The sequence below is a fragment of the Paenibacillus sp. FSL H7-0350 genome (genome assembly GCF_038593195.1).
GTDB lineage: Bacteria > Bacillota > Bacilli > Paenibacillales > Paenibacillaceae > Paenibacillus_AQ.
The window spans coordinates 1,117,476-1,134,908 of the sequence record NZ_CP151972.1 but is presented as its reverse complement, the minus strand read 5'-3'; the positions used below and the strand labels follow the sequence as shown (position 1 = coordinate 1,134,908).

The 17,433-nt window shown below is 52.3% G+C and carries 19 protein-coding genes; 14 read left to right on the top strand and 5 right to left on the bottom strand.

Annotated elements, in window-relative coordinates:
• Window positions 1–118: 118 nt before the first annotated feature.
• The 8 genes from NYE24_RS05275 (at window position 119) to glp (ending at window position 6,593) form a co-directional block, all read left to right on the top strand.
• Entirely contained in the window at window positions 119–1,159 is a 1,041-nt protein-coding gene (locus NYE24_RS05275) for an NADH:flavin oxidoreductase/NADH oxidase (protein WP_076158153.1), read from the top strand.
• Between the two features lie 86 nt (window positions 1,160–1,245).
• The gene (locus tag NYE24_RS05270; RefSeq protein ID WP_076158150.1) at window positions 1,246–1,950 is read left to right on the top strand and encodes a dihydroorotate dehydrogenase electron transfer subunit; all 705 of its coding nucleotides are present in this window, start codon (window positions 1,246–1,248) and stop codon (window positions 1,948–1,950) included.
• Window positions 1,943–2,875 carry a dihydroorotate dehydrogenase gene (locus NYE24_RS05265; RefSeq protein ID WP_036695418.1) on the top strand — a complete coding sequence of 311 codons (933 nt, stop codon included), beginning with the start codon at window positions 1,943–1,945 and terminating at the stop codon, window positions 2,873–2,875. The genes NYE24_RS05270 and NYE24_RS05265 overlap by 8 nt, the downstream gene beginning before the upstream one ends.
• Before the next feature lie 57 nt (window positions 2,876–2,932).
• On the top strand, window positions 2,933–3,313 hold the full coding sequence (locus NYE24_RS05260) for a hypothetical protein (RefSeq protein WP_342478241.1): 381 nt from the start codon (window positions 2,933–2,935) through the stop codon (window positions 3,311–3,313).
• Between the two features lie 68 nt (window positions 3,314–3,381).
• Window positions 3,382–4,050 (top strand): PspA/IM30 family protein, encoded by a 669-nt coding sequence (locus NYE24_RS05255; protein ID WP_036695416.1) that lies wholly within the window; start codon window positions 3,382–3,384, stop codon window positions 4,048–4,050.
• 126 nt (window positions 4,051–4,176) lie between these two features.
• Window positions 4,177–4,587 (top strand): DUF350 domain-containing protein, encoded by a 411-nt coding sequence (locus tag NYE24_RS05250; protein ID WP_036695415.1) that lies wholly within the window; start codon window positions 4,177–4,179, stop codon window positions 4,585–4,587.
• A gap of 38 nt (window positions 4,588–4,625) precedes the next feature.
• Window positions 4,626–5,132, top strand: coding sequence for a DUF4178 domain-containing protein (locus NYE24_RS05245; protein ID WP_036695414.1), 507 nt, complete (start codon window positions 4,626–4,628; stop codon window positions 5,130–5,132).
• Window positions 5,133–5,318: 186 nt separating this feature from the next.
• Entirely contained in the window at window positions 5,319–6,593 is a 1,275-nt protein-coding gene (glp, locus tag NYE24_RS05240; RefSeq protein ID WP_256706860.1) for a gephyrin-like molybdotransferase Glp, read from the top strand.
• Between the two features lie 512 nt (window positions 6,594–7,105).
• Here glp and map read toward each other — a convergent pair.
• The 4 genes from map to xerS all read right to left on the bottom strand — a co-directional run bounded on the left by map (window position 7,106) and on the right by xerS (window position 10,681).
• Complete coding sequence (gene map, locus NYE24_RS05235) at window positions 7,106–7,855, bottom strand: type I methionyl aminopeptidase (protein ID WP_036695413.1); 750 nt, start codon at window positions 7,853–7,855, stop codon at window positions 7,106–7,108.
• Window positions 7,856–7,898: 43 nt separating this feature from the next.
• Window positions 7,899–8,525 carry a TetR/AcrR family transcriptional regulator gene (locus NYE24_RS05230; protein ID WP_076158140.1) on the bottom strand — a complete coding sequence of 209 codons (627 nt, stop codon included), beginning with the start codon at window positions 8,523–8,525 and terminating at the stop codon, window positions 7,899–7,901.
• 142 nt (window positions 8,526–8,667) lie between these two features.
• On the bottom strand, window positions 8,668–9,537 hold the full coding sequence (locus NYE24_RS05225) for a pentapeptide repeat-containing protein (RefSeq protein WP_036695411.1): 870 nt from the start codon (window positions 9,535–9,537) through the stop codon (window positions 8,668–8,670).
• A gap of 49 nt (window positions 9,538–9,586) precedes the next feature.
• Window positions 9,587–10,681, bottom strand: coding sequence for a tyrosine recombinase XerS (gene xerS, locus NYE24_RS05220; protein ID WP_036695504.1), 1,095 nt, complete (start codon window positions 10,679–10,681; stop codon window positions 9,587–9,589).
• Window positions 10,682–10,816: 135 nt separating this feature from the next.
• On the opposite strand from xerS, the gene NYE24_RS05215 reads away from it, so the two are divergent.
• From NYE24_RS05215 to NYE24_RS05195, 5 genes are all read left to right on the top strand, one after another.
• The gene (locus NYE24_RS05215) at window positions 10,817–11,326 is read left to right on the top strand and encodes a GNAT family N-acetyltransferase (RefSeq protein WP_036695410.1); all 510 of its coding nucleotides are present in this window, start codon (window positions 10,817–10,819) and stop codon (window positions 11,324–11,326) included.
• 33 nt (window positions 11,327–11,359) lie between these two features.
• Window positions 11,360–12,427 carry a hypothetical protein gene (locus tag NYE24_RS05210; RefSeq protein ID WP_342478240.1) on the top strand — a complete coding sequence of 356 codons (1,068 nt, stop codon included), beginning with the start codon at window positions 11,360–11,362 and terminating at the stop codon, window positions 12,425–12,427.
• A gap of 184 nt (window positions 12,428–12,611) precedes the next feature.
• On the top strand, window positions 12,612–13,244 hold the full coding sequence (locus NYE24_RS05205) for a TetR/AcrR family transcriptional regulator (protein ID WP_342478239.1): 633 nt from the start codon (window positions 12,612–12,614) through the stop codon (window positions 13,242–13,244).
• Between the two features lies 1 nt (window position 13,245).
• A complete protein-coding gene (locus tag NYE24_RS05200; RefSeq protein WP_342478238.1) occupies window positions 13,246–14,145 on the top strand; it encodes a hypothetical protein in 900 nt (299 codons plus the stop codon).
• Window positions 14,146–14,157: 12 nt separating this feature from the next.
• On the top strand, window positions 14,158–14,646 hold the full coding sequence (locus NYE24_RS05195; RefSeq protein WP_342478237.1) for a flavodoxin domain-containing protein: 489 nt from the start codon (window positions 14,158–14,160) through the stop codon (window positions 14,644–14,646).
• Between the two features lie 731 nt (window positions 14,647–15,377).
• Here the strand turns inward: NYE24_RS05195 and NYE24_RS05190 are convergent.
• A complete protein-coding gene (locus NYE24_RS05190) occupies window positions 15,378–16,331 on the bottom strand; it encodes a Gfo/Idh/MocA family oxidoreductase (protein WP_342478236.1) in 954 nt (317 codons plus the stop codon).
• A 98-nt stretch (window positions 16,332–16,429) separates the two neighbouring features.
• Between NYE24_RS05190 and NYE24_RS05185 the strand changes: the two genes are divergently transcribed.
• Window positions 16,430–17,401 (top strand): WYL domain-containing protein, encoded by a 972-nt coding sequence (locus NYE24_RS05185; RefSeq protein ID WP_342478235.1) that lies wholly within the window; start codon window positions 16,430–16,432, stop codon window positions 17,399–17,401.
• The last annotated feature ends 32 nt before the right edge of the window (window positions 17,402–17,433 follow it).

Here is a 17,433-nt window from a genome sequence, read left to right as displayed (position 1 = left end):
CAAGCAGCCGTGAATTTATGCCGATGCCGTACCATCTGCAGAGTATTCAAAGATTTATCACTTTCCCAAATCGTTGTATACTGAGATGGATCATAGATACGGGAAGGATGAGACAAGCATGGCTGATTTGTTTACACCTTATGAACTTAAGGCTTTAACCCTGAAGAACCGCGTGGTTATGCCGCCGATGTGCCAGTATGCGGTTGAGAAGCAGGACGGTGTTCCCACAGACTGGCATCATGTGCATTATGTCAGCCGTGCTGTCGGCGGGACAGGCTTTATTATTGTAGAGATGAGTGGAGTTCACCCCGATGGACGGATCACCAATCAGGACACCGGGATCTGGGACGATGGACAGATTCCGGCGTACAAGCGGTTAACGGAGGCCGTTCATGCCTTTGGAGCGAAGATAGCGATTCAGCTCGGTCATGCCGGTCGCAAAGCTGTCGATGCCGCCCCGCCGGTTGCTCCTTCAGCGATTCCGTTCGACGGCAACTATGCTATGCCCAAGGCGCTTAGCCGTGAAGAGATTGCGGAGCTGATTATCGCCTTCCGGGAAGCGGCGCGGCGCGCGGTTGAAGCGGGATTCGATACTGTCGAGCTGCATGGAGCCCATGGATACCTCATCCACCAGTTCCATTCCCCGCTCTCCAACGTCCGGGATGATGAGTATGGCCAAGACCCCATCTTGTTCGGGGAACAGGTGGTAGAGGCAGTGCGTGAGGTACTGCCGGCTGAGATGCCGCTAATCATGCGGGTGTCCGCCAAGGAATATGTGGAGGGCGGTTATGATGAAGCTTATGCGCTGGAATTCTGCCGCCGCTATAAGGATGCAGGCGTAGACCTGTTCCATGTATCCTCGGGCGGGGAGGGGCCGATAGGCTCGAATGGCGGCCCTAATGCAGGATCAGCCTATCAGGTGGGGCTTGCCGAGTACATACGCAGTGGATTACAGGTCCCCGTTATCGCTGTAGGACGCCTGGAGTCCTATGAGGAAGCGCAGGCTGTGATAACGGAAGCGAAGGCAGAGCTTGTAGCTGTAGGCAGAGGCCTGCTCAGTGACCCGTACTGGACGCTTCATGCTGCTGAGGCGCTGGGCGGAATTGATTCGTCCGATCTGCCCGCACCCTATGTGCGCGGAATCTGGAACAAGAAATAGAGGGCATCATTTGTGAATAATGTCACAGATTTTAAGTTCCTTCTAAGGCATGGTTAATAAGATTAAATTTGAAGGAGCTTGATAACGTGGCGACGGTGATTAGTAATGAGCGGCTGGCTGAAGGAGTATACCACCTGGTAGTTGAAGGGGGGAACAGCGGGGAGATGGGTCAGTTCTACATGCTGCGGGCATGGGGAGCCTATCCGCTGCTGTCAAGACCCCTTAGCATACATCAGGTGAATGATAACGGTGTTGAATTCTTGTATCACATAGTAGGCGAGGGTACTGAGATCCTTGCCGGATTGAATCCGGGCGATCCGGTGGAGCTGGAGGGGCCGTTCGGTACAGGCTTCCCGCAGGTAGAAGGTAAGGTTGCGTTAGTGGGCGGGGGGATCGGAATTGCTCCGCTGTATTATTGTGCGCAGAAGCTTCCGCGAAGCGATATCTATCTCGGCTTCAGCCGTGAGCCATTCCGTACTGAAGCCTTCCGTCCTCTGGCTGCTGAGCTGACCGTCGATGTAGGCGGACTGATCCTGGACAGCGTGGATTTCTCGGCGTATGACCATATCTTCGTCTGCGGCCCGCATCCGATGCTGAAGGCTGCACAGCTCAAGGGCATAGCCCTAGATACCGCAGGTAAGCGCCCAGACGTCTATCTGTCCCTGGAGAACAGGATGGCCTGCGGCATCGGCGCTTGTCTGGTCTGCAGCGTCTCCTGCAAGGACGGGCAGCGCAAAGCCTGTGCAGACGGTCCTGTCTTCCTGGCTGAGGAGGTATTATTCCATGATTAATACAACTGCAACGATTGCCGGTGTATCCTTCAAGAACCCGATTGTGATGGCTTCCGGCACCTTCGGTTTCGGCCGTGAATATGGCCGGTTATATGATGTTTCACTGCTTGGCGGAATCTCCGGCAAAGGGCTTACGCTTCATGCCAAAGCCGGTAATCCCGGAATCCGCGTCTATGAGACCCCTTCCGGGATGCTGAACAGCGTAGGACTTGAGAATCCTGGTGTAGAAGCTTTTCTGGCCAAGGAACTTCCTTATTGGGAGACACTGGATACCGCACGTATCGTGAACCTTGGCGGCAACACGCTGGCGGATTACGTACTGGGTGCTGAACTGATTCAGCGTGATGCGGATGCCCGTCTTCTGGCCGGAAAGCCGGCCGTGGATATGATTGAGCTGAATATCTCCTGCCCGAACGTGAAGGAGGGCGGGATTGCTTTTGGCATCAAAACTCCGGCAGCCCAGGAAGTGGTTCGTGCGGTACGGGCGGCTACAAGCCTGCCGCTGGCCGTGAAGCTGTCGCCGAATGCCGAGGATATCGCAGAGATGGCAGTGATGTGCGAAGCAGAGGGCGCGGACGCCGTCTCTCTGATCAACACGATCTCCGGGATGAAGATTGATGTCCGCCGCCGCCGCAGTGTGTTCAATAACCTCTATGCGGGACTGTCCGGACCGGCGATTAAGCCGGTGGCTCTGCGTATGGTGCATCAGGTATCCCGCAGGGTAACCATTCCGGTAATCGGTATGGGCGGCATCACTTCGGCTACGGATATTATTGAATTTATTATGGCTGGGGCCACTATAATACAGGTTGGAACCTACAACTTCATGAATTTGCGGGCGGGCAGTACGCTTGTAGAAGAATTGCAGCAGTTTATGGAGGAAGAGAATATTTCCTCACTGGATGAGATCCGTGGTATTGTATAGGCAGCAAGCCGGTATACAATGATCTTTTTGCCGCAGAATGAGAGATCTCTACAGCCTATGGTTAATATAAAGGGAGGGGGGGTCAGCTTGCCAATGAATCCGGTGCATCCTGATGATATTGTGTTATCCGAGACCGAGGTGGGCCGTGATCTGCTGCTGCTGATTACCGGGGGTGTGCGCCATATCGGTGCCGCAAGTACAGCGTACATGGACGGAGACCTCGTGCGGGTGATGACCTCTGCCGTTCCCCATCATAAGGAGCATACGATCAGTGAAGCCATTGCGCTCAAGGCTGCTGCCGCATTGAACCGGACAGTCACGGTTGTGATGGGCATTCACTATGACGATCTGAGCAAAGAGGGCATCCTGGAGGTCGTAAATATTGTGAATGATAAGGTGGAGCAATATTTATTACAGAAGACCGGAACAAATTTTTGAAACGATCCTCTTCTCTCTGCGTAAAAGATACCATTGAACCACTAACTTTACTTTTGGAGGAATGAACCATGTCTATATTTAAAAGATTGCGTGATCTGACCATGTCCAATGTGAATGCGATTATTGATAAAGCAGAAGATCCGGTTAAAATGACCGACCAGTACATTCGTGACATGACGGAGGATCTGGAGGATGCCGAGAAAGCGGTAGCTGCCCAGATCGCTATTGAGAAGAAATTCAAACAATTGTACGAAGAGCAGGAAGCGCTGGTGAACAAGCGTAATCAGCAAGCTCATGCAGCCGCTCAAGCCGGTAACGCCGATCTGGCCCGCCGTGCTCTTGAAGAGAAGAAATCGGCTGAAGCCAAGCTTGTAGAGTACAAGGCCAGCTTCGACCAGAACAAGGCTTCCGCCGACAATCTGCGCGGCAAGCTCGACGAAATGCGCAAACAGCTTACCCAGATGAAGAACAAGCGGGAGACACTCGTTGCCCGTTACAACGCTGCGAAGGCGCAGACCGAAATCAACAAAGCGATGAGCGGCTTCAGCTCCGACTCTGCTTCTGCCGGACTCAAACGGATGGAAGACAAGATGCTGCAGGCCGAAGCACAGGCAGAAGCCAGCAACGAGATGAGCTCGGGCAACAAATCGCTGGATGATGAGTTCGAGAAGCTAGGCAAAGACCAGGCGGTTGAAGATGAGCTGGCTGCGCTGATGAAGCAATACGAGAAACAATAACATATTGGCATAAGCCGGACTTCAGGCAATTGTCCACAGGCGAAGGGGAGACAGAACCAGCGGTTTCTCCTTCGCTTTATGTTTGTCTTACCGGTTAGGAAATATGAACAAGCGGGGGCTGGAGTAATGGATTTCGATACCCTGGTGTCCATGGTAGTATGGACGGTCAGCGGCGCAGTGCTGCTGTGTGTGCTGATGCTCGTGGATTCGTTGTTTACCCGTTATAATGATATGGAAGAGCTGAAGGCGGGGAATATGGCCGTGACTACCCGGCTGGTGTTGAAGCTGCTGTCACAAGGCTATATTTTATCGGCATCCATTGCTGCGGCGAACCGGCTCGGGACCGCCCTTATAGTCTCTATAGTATCTTTTGTCCTGTTATTCGTGCTGGAGAAGACGGTAGAGCAGCTCCTGAGCCGGTGGGGGAATCTTGAACTGGATCATGGCACCCAGCTTGGCAAGGTCGGCTACGGCCTGATGGCAGGCTCGCTGCATGTGACCGGAGCATTGATTATTGCGGCCTTTATTCGCGGATAAGAAAGATTAGCGTACCAATCTGTAGGAGGATGATGGCTTTGGGTCTTTGGAAAAGAATCGGCAATCTGTTCTCGAAGCCGGAGGCGCCTAAAGCGCCCGCAAGCATGCTGACTCTGTCTCCCGGAGATATCTGTGAGGTCTCCCTGGTCACCTATGAAGTGACGGGCCGGACGAAGACGAGCGGCCGTAATGCAGTTGTACTGACACTGCGCGACGGGAGCCGGATCGCCTATCTGTATATAGAAGAGCGGGAAGAGCTGCAATACAGATTGTATCACCCGATAGACGGGCGTCTGGACAGTCCTTCCGAGGTCCCGGCTACCCTGGAGCTGGATGACCGGACCTTCTACCTGGAGGAAGAATATGAAGGGTATGCCGCCGTTACCGGGCAGACGCCTTATATGAACGGCGGGGAGCAGCATGTCTGGCAATACCAGTCGGATGATTCGCGGCTGCTGCGCGTGGAATGGCAGAATGGACGGTTCATGCTGTATGAGGGTGAAAGTGTCCTTTCGGCTGACGTAAGAGTGATCCGCGCATCTTAAGCTTGAACTGGAGCAGGGCAGGGCTGCTGGCAGCAGACAATTGAATAGAATCGGGATTGAATAAGGGGTGCATGCGCTTGTTACAGGCCAGTGCATCCCTTTTGCCATGTCTTCATGTTAGAATGGGGCATAATTGGCTTAATGAGCAGCAAACCACCGGATGGAACAGAAGGAGTGAATTCAACAGTGACAAACGAATACAGTAATGATAAATTTCAGCGCTCAGCGCTTCAAGTTACAGTGGCGCAAGGCAGGCTTAAGCCTTATGCTGCGCTGCTTGCGCTGGAAGCTGTACCCCTGGATCGCAGCAGCGGGCGGTATCTGGGTGAATCTATTGCTGCACCGCATCCTTTTCCGGCATTTGACCGCTCCAGCATGGACGGCTTCGCCGTGATTGCGGCAGATACTTTAGCGGCAGGGGACCCTGACACGGTCTGGCTTGAAGTCGTTGATGTCATTCCCTGCGGCGCAGTAGCCTCCAGAGAGATTACGGCTGGCACTGCTGCGCGCATTATGACTGGCGCTCAGATTCCAGGCGGCGCAGACACCGTGATTATGATGGAAGCTACGGAGAGCCGGATGGAGGGCGGAGTCACTTATGTCGGTATCCGTAAGCCGCAAGAGCGGGGGTTGCATATTACCCCTTGCGGTTTGGAGCTTAGAACAGGTGATCCAGTGCTTCCTGAAGGGACTCTAATCGGCGCTGGCGAAATTGCTGTTCTGGCAGCGCTCGGGGTGGCGGAGGTTCCTGTCCGCCGCAGACCCAAGGTGGCTGTCTTCGCTACCGGAACTGAACTGCTGGAGGTGGACGAGCCGTTAGTCCCGGGCAAAATCCGCAACAGCAACTCTCCCATGTTGGAGGCGCTAATCCGGGAAGCGGGCGGTGAGCCCGTGATGCTGGGTGCGATCATCGATGATCTGGAGCTGGCCCGCAGTAAGGTGCAGATGGCACTGGAGAGCTACGATTTGGTGATTACTACAGGCGGCGTATCTGTCGGGGATTATGATATTATGGGGGATTTGGTCCGTGAGCAGAGTGGAGAGATGCTGTTCAATAAAATAGCCATGCGCCCCGGCAGCGTCACTACGGCAGCCGTTCGCGGCGGGAGCATCCTGCTCGCCTTATCCGGCAATCCGGGCGCCTGCTTCGTAGGATTCCAGCTGTTTGCCCGTCCGGTCATCGGACTGATGCAGGGGGCAGCACAGCCGTATCTGCCGGAATGGACAGTAGTGCTGGGTGAAGATTATAAGAGAACCAACAGCTTCACCCGTTATGTCCGTGCCCGTCTGGAGATCCGCGAAGCAGTGCTCTATGCTTATCCAGCCGCTGTAGACGAGTCATCCGTCACGGTTACGATCAAAGACAGCGACTGCCTGATCGTCATCCCGCCGGACAGCGGACAATTATGTGCCGGGGACAAGGTAACTGTGCTGAAGCTGCCGGGTGAGATCTGGGGGTGAGTTTTGACTAAATGAATTGGGGAGCATCAGAACTTAAGAGGTGAGTTCATTTAGAAGTGAGATGAGGCGATGGATGGACGGATGAATGACTGAATGAATGACTGGAAGAGGTTCGCTTGAGGCGAGCTTTCAGGGATAGATGTATTCTGTACAATTAAAAACGGTAAAAGCAAGGAGTTCCTTGACTAATTGTAGTCTGTACAACTAAATTTGCCCGTATGGGCGAGAATCGAGCAAAGAACTAACCAACTAAATCTTTATTATTTAATTTCATCATATGAAAAATTCACAATAGTAAGTTCAAAACACTAACCAGCACCCAACAAGCAGAATCACCCAATCGCGCGACAGCATCCAACGCCGCCGTAACCGCAAAACCCGGTCACAAAGGTAACAAACAGAACCCTCCAGTATTCTATTAGGGGACAGTCCCTAGACAGAAACGGGAGGGCTTTTAGGATTCATAAGGGGACAATAAGGTCTAGCCTATGTGTTAAAGTCGACTACAATGATTACTGGGCCGTTAAAATCAGCGGTCCATCTGCGGTGATGGCAATGGTGTGCTCATACTGCGCGGATAGTTTGCCGTCAGCCGTTCTCGCGGTCCATTCATCATCGTCTATGGAGATCTGGTATGTGCCTTCGTTAATCATGGGCTCAATCGTAAACACCATGCCTTCTTTGAGGCGGATGCCTTTGCCTGCGGTGCCGATATGCACGTAGCTCGGCTCCTCATGCAGGCTTCGTCCGATGCCATGCGCCAGCAGATCACGCACAACCGAATAACCGTGTGCTTCGGCATGCTGCTGGATAGCCGATGTGATGTCACCCAGCCGTCCTCCCGGAACAGCCCGGGCGATGCCCAGGTCGAGGCATTCCTTCGTAACCTGCATTAATCTCTGCGCCTCCGGCCCGATCTCACCCACAGCGTAGCTCATGCATGAATCTCCGAACCAACCTCCGTATTGCGCCACAATGTCCAGCTTCAGCAAGTCACCTTCCTTCACGACCCGCTTGCTGGATGGAATCCCGTGAGCAACCACATCATTAATAGATATGCAGGTCTCGGCAGGGAAACCGTTGTAGCCTTTGGTAAACTGCTTGCCGCCGAGCTTGGTGATATGTTTGGCCACAAAATCATTAATTTCAAGCGTGGTGATACCGGGTACGATCCGTTTGGACACCTCACGGTAGCAGTCGGCAACAATTTGGCTGGCTTGCTTCATCTCTTCAATTTCTCTGGGGGATTTAAGAATAATCATGTTGTGTGTATCCGCTCCTTAATCTTTCAATAGTTTCAATATTTTATAGTTTAAGAATTCTGACGATCTCCGTTGCATCTTCATTAAGCTGCCCTCTGCGGAGGGACAATGCAGCACAGCCGACCAGAGCGGCTAACAGCATCTCCGTGTGCTGCAATTCATGCTGTGCATCGACAGTTGCTCGCTCATGAGACACTAAGACCTCCGTAAGTCCGGTGCCAAGCAACGTGGACAACGGGGTCAGCACCTCCCGGCGGAACTCGGCAATGAGCGGGGAAGAGCGGGCTTCAGGCAGAGTAGGGAATCCCTCACCCGCCTGCTTACACAACAGATAGATAGCGTGATCTTCCGCCCATAGCTGCAATAGCCGCACCCCGGCGGCAGAACTGTCAAGCGGTATCTTTAACGGCAGCTCCGGCTCTGCCATATGCAGGGACTTCAGCCATTCCCCGGCCCGGTCGAGCGCATCCCATAACAAGTCGTGAAGCAAATCGCCCTTGTTGCTGTAATAATGATAGACCGTACCATAACCGAGACCGGCCTCCGCAGCCACATCCCGGATTTCTAATAGAGGCCCTTTATTCAAAAATACGTCCGCTGCTGCCTTGCGGATCTGCACCAGCCGCCGCAGCCGGATATCTTCGTTCTGTTCCTTCGTGCGGGGAGTCATCTTATCCGTTCACCTCGTTTATTTTAGACCTGCTGTCATGTCAATATAAAACATCAGCAGGCAAATGGCAAGGGGAAAACGTTGAATAAATATGCTGAACATCACAAAAAAACCGGATAGAACATCATCCGGTTTATTCATCTCAAGCCCAGTGCTCTGGATGCCTTAAGGATTCTGGCAGCTTGGTGGACGGGCTGCCTTGCGCAGCTTGCAGCTGTGCCTGAGTCAGGAAGAGGCTGCCCCGCAGATCGGCTCCGCTTAGATTCGTGTCGCGGAAGTCCGCGCCAATCAGATCGGCGAACCGCAGGTCAGCGCCGCTGAGATCCGCAGCGATCAGATATGCGCCGCGTAAGCTGAGGCAACGGAGGTCGGCCCCGCGCAGCTTGGCCCCAATCAGATCGGCCCCGCGTCCATAGTTCTTCTGGCGCTTCGGAGCCGGGGCAAGCTGCTTGCGGGCAGCGGTGCGCGCTAGCTCGCTGGCACGCAGCAGCAGCTCGTTGACTTCAGCGCGGTGCACAGGCACTTCGAGCTGAAGCAGCTTTTCCGGACTGAGCAGGGTGAGAGCCTGTGTCTGATCCAACATTTTGATAAGTGAATCATGCAGGGTCTCGGTCCCGCGCAGCGCCAGTGCCTCGTGCAGATACCATAGCAACTCATGCAGCTGGCGCATAACAGGAAGAACCTCGAACATCTGTCCAGCAGTCTCGGGAGCCTGACGCCAGTCGCGTCCGCCATAGGTTAGATTGGAGATTTTCTGCCCGGCCCCGAAGCAGTCATATACCGTACATCCCCGGAAGCCGCGTTTTCTCAGCTCAGTATGAATGCCGCAGAGGAAGTCCTCCCGCAGATTGGGACAGGGCTGTCCGGCAGGCTTGTCTATGGCGAAGTCTGAGGAAGCAGAGAAATGAAGTGCTGCGCAGCATAGTCCGAAGCAGTTCAGACAATCCGATTGCAGCTCCGGCAGTCCGGGGTTCGTAGTATGGGATTCAGAAAATGAATGATTGTCTAACAAATGTATTCCTCCAAAAAATGAATAGGATTAACATAGCGGTTCATGCAGATTACTGCGGCGGTTCATTGTCCATACGGCGTTCAATCGCCTCAGACATCGTTTTATCCGTGAGATGGGCATAGATCTCGGTAGTCTCTGTAGAAGCATGGCCCAGTTGTTCCTTTGTCCGGTAGATGTCATTCTGCAGGTAATAATCGGTGGCAAAAGAGTGCCGCAGCTTATGCACCGTCAGATAAGGCTTGCCGAACCGTTTGGCGTATTTGATGATCATCTCCTGGATCGCCCGTTTGGTCATCCGTTTGCCTTCTTTGCTGCCGTTGGGCAGGGCAATGAAGAGGGCTTTTTCCCGTTTCGGCGTCTTATACCTATTCTGGCGGAGGCTTAGATACAAGCTGAGATCATCCTTCGACTGTTCCCGGAAATAGACCGGGGTCTTGAAGGTCTCGTCGTTATGACCCTTGCGGAATACATAGAGCAGCTTATTAGTGACATCTATATCATCCACGCTCAGATTAACCACCTCGGAGACGCGCAGGCCGGAATTCAGGATCAGACTGGCAATACAGGCATCCCGTTCACGGTTAAGCTGCCAAGAATAATAAGCCTGCTTATTGGCTTCCACATCTGTGCCATATCCTTCATAGATGTAGCCTACGAACTCCAGCAGCTCCTCGTCCTCCAGAATTTTACCTTTGAGCTTGGCGGCGGTATCCTTCGGTTTGTGAATGCGCTTGATCTCAACCTTGGCCATAATATTACGCTTCAGCAGCGGGTAAAAGTTCTCATCCTCAGCAATCTGGCTTAAGTAATGGAACAGGGAGCGCAGCGCAGACAGCTTACGGGATACGGTCACCCGCGAATTGGCATTCTCAGCCCGGGTGGTCAAGTGCAAACGGTAGCCGACAATGCTGTCCATATGCAGGGTCTCCAGCTCAAGGAGTGTGATGTCAGCATTGCTGGCCGCAACAGACAGACCTTCACCCCGCAGCCAGCCAAAAAAGGATTCATAGTCACGGATATACTCCAGCAGCGTGGAGGGGGACAAATCCGGCCGTTTATAGTCGATAAACTGCTGGACAAACCAGGGCATTTGCGGCAGCCGCTGATCCAGGTTTGCCCGGTCGGCCGCTTTTTGAATACTGATGTGCTTCACCTTCTTTATAGTTTCCCCAAGGGGGAGGGCTGTCCTTCTATCTTACCATGTTTCTGGCAAACCTTGCTCCTGATGAGACAAAGTTATATGATGGGTAGTAAACGAAAACGGCAGAGGTGAACCTTAATGGAACTTGGAATCGAGCTGGTTCCTAAAGAGCAGAAGCAGATGATAAGCAGATTGATGCAGTTCTATTTGTATGACTTTACCCGCTACCTGGAGCTGCAGGTGGACCGTGAAGGATTGTTCCCGTCCTATCCGGGACTTGAGGCTTACTGGAGCAGCGGTAAAAATAAATTCGTCTACCTGTTCACCGTAGACGGCAATGTCGCAGGCTTTGCCCTGATCGACCGTCTGCTGCGCGACCCGGAGGGCGAGTTCTATATGACGGAGTTTTTTGTGATGCAGCGCTACCGTCGCAGCGGTGTAGGAACCTGGGCGGCGCACCGGCTGTTCGACATGTTCCCGGGCAGCTGGAAGGTGTCGCAGATTCGTGCCAACATCCCTGCGCGGGATTTCTGGCACCGGGTCATCGGAGCTTATACCGGCGGTGATTTCCAGGAGCGGTTCAACTCCCGCCAAGGCAATCCCAGCCAATATTTCAGCACATTAAATACTAATAGAGTTAAGAAATAAATTCGCCTATTCCTGGAAGGATTTAGCGCAACTTTGGATCGTATCCGGCGTCTGGTAACTGAGGTGATTAAATTGTCCAAGCGAATGAGCTTATGGGGAGCGGGCTGTATAGCGGCTGCAATAGCAATCAGTACAGGCTGCAGTAATACTGCGGATCAGGGATCTTCGGTTGTTGAGCATACGGATCAGCCGTCAGCAACACCCTCAGCCGTTACGGCTACAATAGCTGCTCCTGCATCCGCGGTTCCGACTCCGTCTGCAACAGCCGCGCCTGCTGCTAAATCCGTGTCGCTGATTCCCGAAGAAGTACCGGAGTATTCAGGAAGCGGCAGTGGGTACGAGCTGGATGGCGTCAATGTCCAAGCAGATTACTCCGCAGACCAGACCTTACCGCTCGGGGTGTTTTTGCCGGAGACGATGATCCGTTTTGAACAGGATGGCAGAACGGCGTGGGGAACAGCGGACAAGCGTAATTATATTACGTTAATTAAGCTAAGCTCAGCGAAGGATGTAACTGGCGGGAAGCATGAACCGGGCACAGACCGGGGACTGCTGAAGTTCAAGGAATATGAAGGAAGCAGGGTGGAGGGGGACCGGAGGGTTGAGGTATTTATTTTCACAGCCCACAAGGATTCTTTCCGGGCCGAGATCCATATTCAGGACGAGCAACGGGATAAGCTGCTTCCCCTCTTCACATCTATGCTGAGTGGTATGGAATACATGGAGAAGCAACCGCCGATTAAGCCGGGAGTGTTCTTCAAGGTCCCTGATGTAGGCTCCAGTCCGGGCAATAAGCAAGCGCTCCAGGAGACACTGGACTGTATTGCAGCCTGGGCAGCTAAGGACAAAGAAAAGTTCGCTGCCACGATGTATTCACCGCTGCTTAATGACAACTTACAGTCCTTCTTACTGGACAATAAGAATGTCTACCGCTTCAATAAACTGACCCTAGTCGGAATTCCTATCGAGGGAACTAAGCGGGCAGGCTTCTATGTTGAGTTTACTCAGATGACCTCTGAGGGCTATATTACTGAGAGCACTTACGAGATTTCATTGCTGCCGAATAAGCAGGGGGAGTGGAAGATCGCTAATATTGATTAGGCAGAGCGCCTGCCGAAGCTCGAAAGCTTGAGACACCTATGGGGTTTCAGGCTTTTTTGCTGTATAAATAATCACAACCTTCCCAGGTCCTGACGTCTATAATCTATGTTGAACGGTGTTCAAAAACATTACAGTGTTCAATCAAGCGAACCAGCAGCACCTTAACAGAAGGAGTATAACGATCATGAGCAAAGCAGAGAGACAAGAGCAGGAGCGCGAAGCGATGCGTAATCTGATTCTCACTACGGCTGGCGAGCTGCTGGCAGAGAAGGGGATCAGGCAGCTGTCGATCCGCAAAATCGCTGAACGGATGGAGTATTCGGCAGGCATTATTTATCACTATTTTCAGGGAAAAGAAGACATTGTGGAACAGCTTCTTCAGCGGGGCTACCGGGAGCTAATGGGCGGACTGATTGCCGGATCGGAAGCTTCACCAGATGAAAACTCTCCAGAAGAGTGCTTAAGACGCTCGCTGAGACAGTTCATTAAGGTCACAACCGCAGAAGGCTCACAGTACCGGAGTATGATGCTGAATGATTCGCCGTCCGTGCTTAGCTATACCGGGGTTTTACATCAGGGAGCAGCCCTGGAACGCAGCGGGATCGCGGGTCTCTGTGATACGCTCCGTCAATTTAGCGGTATGGCCTCCTGTGATCAGAGGGAGCTTGAGCTCACCGCCCAAATTATCTGGAGCGCAGCTTTTGGGCTGATTATGAGGCTGATGGTGGAGGGGAATCTGCCTGAGGCGCAGAAGGAGGCTCTGATTAACCGGCACATAGAAGCGATGGTCCATATTGCACAAGGATCGGGGGATTAAGGTGAGACATAGACGAACCATTAGCTTGTTAACGTGGATGGTGATAGTGCTTGGGATTGTTGCGTCAGGAATCGGGCTCTTTTCAGGTGACGGGGCGGAGAAGGGGGGAAGTCATCCATTCTATACCTCCATCCGGGGAGAAAAGATTGAGTTGTACGGTACCGGCATCTACAAGGATGATTCTTTATCCGCAGCCTCTCAGGCGATCGCTCAAGATGGCATTACGCTAGTGGCGGGAATTCCTTTGTTGCTCGTATCTCTGCTCCTGAGTCTTAGAGGAACGATCAGAGGACGGCTATTGCTGGCCGGAGCGCTCGGATATTTCACCTATACCTATGCTTCATACTGTTTTCTGGCCATGTATAATGATCTGTTTCTGGTCTATGTCATGCTCTTCTCGGCAAGCTTATTTGCATTTATTATGGTTTTTCGCTCGGTGGAACGGGACGGGGTGTCGATGAAGACGCAGCTTCCCGCGGTAAGCATTGGCTTCATCCTGCTGCTGATTGCTTTCCTGATTATCATGTTATGGCTGGGCCGGATTGCCGGCGGCTGGCGGCAGGGTACTTCACCTGAGGGGCTGGAGCATTATACCACGCTGGTGATTCAGGCACTGGATTTAGCTGTATTGCTTCCGGTCATGGTGCTAACAGGGGTATTGCTCGTCCGTAGGCAGTCTTACGGTTACCTTCTGGCTCCTGTTGTCCTGGTAAAAGCGGCAACCCTGCTAACCTCTATCTCCTCCATGATGATTGGGATGCTGAGGGCAGGAGTTCATGTCTCCATGGTAGAGTTGATCCTGTTTCCAATCTTCAATCTGGCAGTCATCTGGTGTCTCATTCTTGTACTTCGCAACGCGCAGGAACCCGCACCACCTGCAATCCCATTACCTATAGAATAGAGGCGGACTTAAGTGAGCAATCGGATAATGATCGTGTATGCAAGCAAATACGGATGTACTGAAAAAGCCGCTTTACTGCTGCAAGCCAGGCTGGACGGGGCTGAGGTGGTGAATCTGAGATCTGGCAAGTTGCCCGATCTGACTGGCTACGACACAGTAATTTTAGGCGGCTCGATCTACTATGGAAGAATCCGTAAGGAGATGGCTGCATTTACAGCCCAGCACAAGCAAGAGCTTTTAACCAAACAGCTGGGATTGTACATCTGTGCAGGAATGACAGGGGAGAAGGGGGAGCAGGAGCTTAAGCAGGCATATCCCGGGATCATCTACAACAAGGCGCTTGCCAGGGAGATCATGGGCGATGAGATCTACCCGGACCGGATATCTGCCTTAGACAAGTGGATTCTGCGTATGGTAAAAGGCAAGGAGCACAAGACAGGAGGCGGGCTGTCCATGGATAAGCTGGAACGCTTCGCGCATACGATGGCGGCAGGCGAGTAGGGTAGAGGGGAACAAAAGTTAGCGGCGATGGAATGAAGTGGAGCATCAGCATTTTGAAGCGGCAATGCGTTAAATCGAAGGGTGAATTAGGTGACAAGAGTGATAGTAGGACATTGAGAAACATAACATAGATTATGTTAACTTATAGCCAATAACTATAGCGTATCAAAAAGAAAACTCTCAAAAAGAAAACTCTCAAAAAGAAACACACCAACTCTGCACACCTTAATTACTATATTTCATCATATGAAAAATTCATAATAGTAAAAGCAAAAATACAAGCTCCCCTTCATTACTACGCCTAAACCCAAACCTACATCTAACCTTAGTAACTAACTAAAGGAAAAAGAGAGCTGAACCCCTGCCAAAACAGATCATCGCTGTCAACCCATACGGGCGGGTTACGCATCTGGACTTGTCGTTGATCAGCCAGTACAGGGCTGCGGAGCGGAGCTAGTTGAAGGAAACACGTGGGAAAATGTATCTTTTTTCACCTGTATCAAGGTGGATCTCCTGAAGCAATTGGAAAAACAGCATCTACTGAAGGCGATGTTGCGTATTTGCCGGGAATGCGCCCGAAGAAGTGTCATTTTTCCAATTGTTATCTCAAAAGGGATAATTCGTTCATCAGCAAATGTAGAAAATCCAACTACTTTCGTTTCCCAAACTTCGCTTAGTACCGGGCGGCCCGATACGTGAAGCCTGCATTGGCCAGTTTCTGGCCGGCAGAATCACAAAGCTACTATACCCGCTGTAAGCTGATCTGTCATTTGGAAGGCCATGTTCAGAGACTTCAGCGCATGTCGCAGCGACAGCGTAGAATTTGTTCTGTCCCGGAGGCTCAGGAGGGCGTGGCGCAAGCTTTTGGCATAGGTATCACTCGGAATCAGCGGGATGGCCACTTGCCCCTCGGAAGTATACGCGGCAAGGCTCGCCTGGATCCCCCCATTCGCATCACTGCACTCACGGAACTCCAGCTTCGCCTGCTCGAAATAGGCTTCATACCCGATAGTAAAAGGATAACTCCCCGGCATCTGCGAAGAAACAGTGAGCTGTGCACTCCACTCAGGCTGCAGGAAGGAGGCCAGGACCAGCGCCTGTCCATCCTTGTCACCGGAGGTACCCCAGACCGCAGAAGGTACAGGTGAATCCATCAGCCAGGCGATGAAATCCAGCTCATGAATCATCAGATTGGCAGCGATGGCCGAGAGGCCCAGATCCCCCCAGAGCGGAGCGGTCTCTCGGCGCATACTCAGATGCAGAAGCTTCCCGTAGGTCTCCTCACGAACCGCCTGCTCCAGGTATTCATAGGCATAATCGAATTTGATGAATTGGTTAACGAGGATTCTGCGGCCATACCGCTGTTCAGCGTCCAGTAGCTCCCGCCCTTCTTCAGGCTCCAGAACAACTGGCGTCTCACAAAAAACATGTTTGCCCCGTCTCAGCGCCTCTAACGCATAGGTCTTATGTAGTGAAGACGGCAGACAGATATCCACTACGTCAATCGCGGGATCAGACAAAATGTCCTCAGCATTCATCGTGATCTCTACCCCTAGTTCTTCCTTCAGCTTCAGCAGCTTGGCCTCATTCCTCCCGAAGACCACGATCCGGTTCACGAACTCCATTTGCTTCAGCAGAGAGGCATGATACGCCCCGAATCCAGTTCCCAATATGCCAATATTCATTTGCAGCAGCTCCTTACATTTGATACATTCATCTTAACGCCCTATTGTTGACAACAGAGTGGCAAGAATAGACGAATAATGAGAATTGGGGGAGACACATGCGGCTGCACCGACTGATTGCTATACTTTTACTGCTTGAATCCCGGGGCAAAATGAAGGCCAAGGAGCTGGCCGAAGCACTGGAAACCTCTGTCCGTTCGATCTACAGGGATATTGATGTCCTGGCGGAATCGGGCCTTCCACTTGTGTCGGCCACCGGGCCGAACGGCGGGATTTCGCTCATGGAAGGCTATACGGTCAATCTGCGGAGGCTGCATGGGGAAGAGGTGGTACAGCTCTTTTTGACAGGGATGGGCATGCCGGCCAGCGGTTCAGGAGAGACGAGTCTGCTGCTCAAGAGTGTGCTTTTGAAGCTGGAAGCAAGTTTGCCCGCACCTTACCAGGAGGATATACGTACCGCGCAGCGCCGGTTCCTTTTCGATGCTACGCCGTGGTGGAGCGGTCAGGCAACAGTGCCGTATCTTGAGACTCTGCGCACTGCGGTGTGGCGGGAGCTGAAGATTACGGCAGATTATCTTAAGGTGAATGGGGAGAAATCACTGCGGAAGCTGCAGCCCTATGGACTGATCGTGAAGCAGGGGGAGTGGTATCTTGCGGCCTATTGCGAGCGGGCAGGTGATCTGCGAACATTCAAATGCGAAAGGTTCACAACCGTTACTTTATTGGACGAGACCTATGCCATCCCTGAGCAGTTCTCTCTCCAGGCATACTGGAGTCAAGCAGAGCAAGCCTTCGTTCAGACCAGCAGAGCGCGGGAGTTCTATCCGGTGGTCATCCGTACTCGCGTTAAGAATGAGCAGATATTGCAGGGGCTGGATGTTATGAATACTGAATCTGATGGAGAAGCAAGGCTTGTAACGGTGAATATGTATGATTATAGCTCGGCCTGTGCGAGGGTGCTGCCGCTATTGGTTCATGCTGAAATTGTGGGACCGCCGGAGCTGAGAGAGTATGTCAGCAATCAAGTACGAATGTGGGATAAAATGTATAATTGCAGTCAGGTGACATAAATAATATTATGTTAACTATTTAGCAATCTAAG

What these genes read in the sequence shown, in the direction of transcription:
- NYE24_RS05275 (WP_076158153.1), top strand. Translation starts at nt 119, where the DNA reads ATGGCTGATTTGTTTACACCTTATGAACTTAAGGCTTTAACCCTGAAG.
- NYE24_RS05265 (WP_036695418.1), top strand. Translation starts at nt 1,943, where the DNA reads ATGATTAATACAACTGCAACGATTGCCGGTGTATCCTTCAAGAACCCG.
- NYE24_RS05260 (WP_342478241.1), top strand. Translation starts at nt 2,933, where the DNA reads ATGGTTAATATAAAGGGAGGGGGGGTCAGCTTGCCAATGAATCCGGTG.
- NYE24_RS05255 (WP_036695416.1), top strand. Translation starts at nt 3,382, where the DNA reads ATGTCTATATTTAAAAGATTGCGTGATCTGACCATGTCCAATGTGAAT.
- NYE24_RS05250 (WP_036695415.1), top strand. Translation starts at nt 4,177, where the DNA reads ATGGATTTCGATACCCTGGTGTCCATGGTAGTATGGACGGTCAGCGGC.
- map (WP_036695413.1), bottom strand. Translation starts at nt 7,855, where the DNA reads ATGATTATTCTTAAATCCCCCAGAGAAATTGAAGAGATGAAGCAAGCC.
- NYE24_RS05230 (WP_076158140.1), bottom strand. Translation starts at nt 8,525, where the DNA reads ATGACTCCCCGCACGAAGGAACAGAACGAAGATATCCGGCTGCGGCGG.
- NYE24_RS05215 (WP_036695410.1), top strand. Translation starts at nt 10,817, where the DNA reads ATGGAACTTGGAATCGAGCTGGTTCCTAAAGAGCAGAAGCAGATGATA.
- NYE24_RS05205 (WP_342478239.1), top strand. Translation starts at nt 12,612, where the DNA reads ATGAGCAAAGCAGAGAGACAAGAGCAGGAGCGCGAAGCGATGCGTAAT.
- NYE24_RS05190 (WP_342478236.1), bottom strand. Translation starts at nt 16,331, where the DNA reads ATGAATATTGGCATATTGGGAACTGGATTCGGGGCGTATCATGCCTCT.
- NYE24_RS05185 (WP_342478235.1), top strand. Translation starts at nt 16,430, where the DNA reads ATGCGGCTGCACCGACTGATTGCTATACTTTTACTGCTTGAATCCCGG.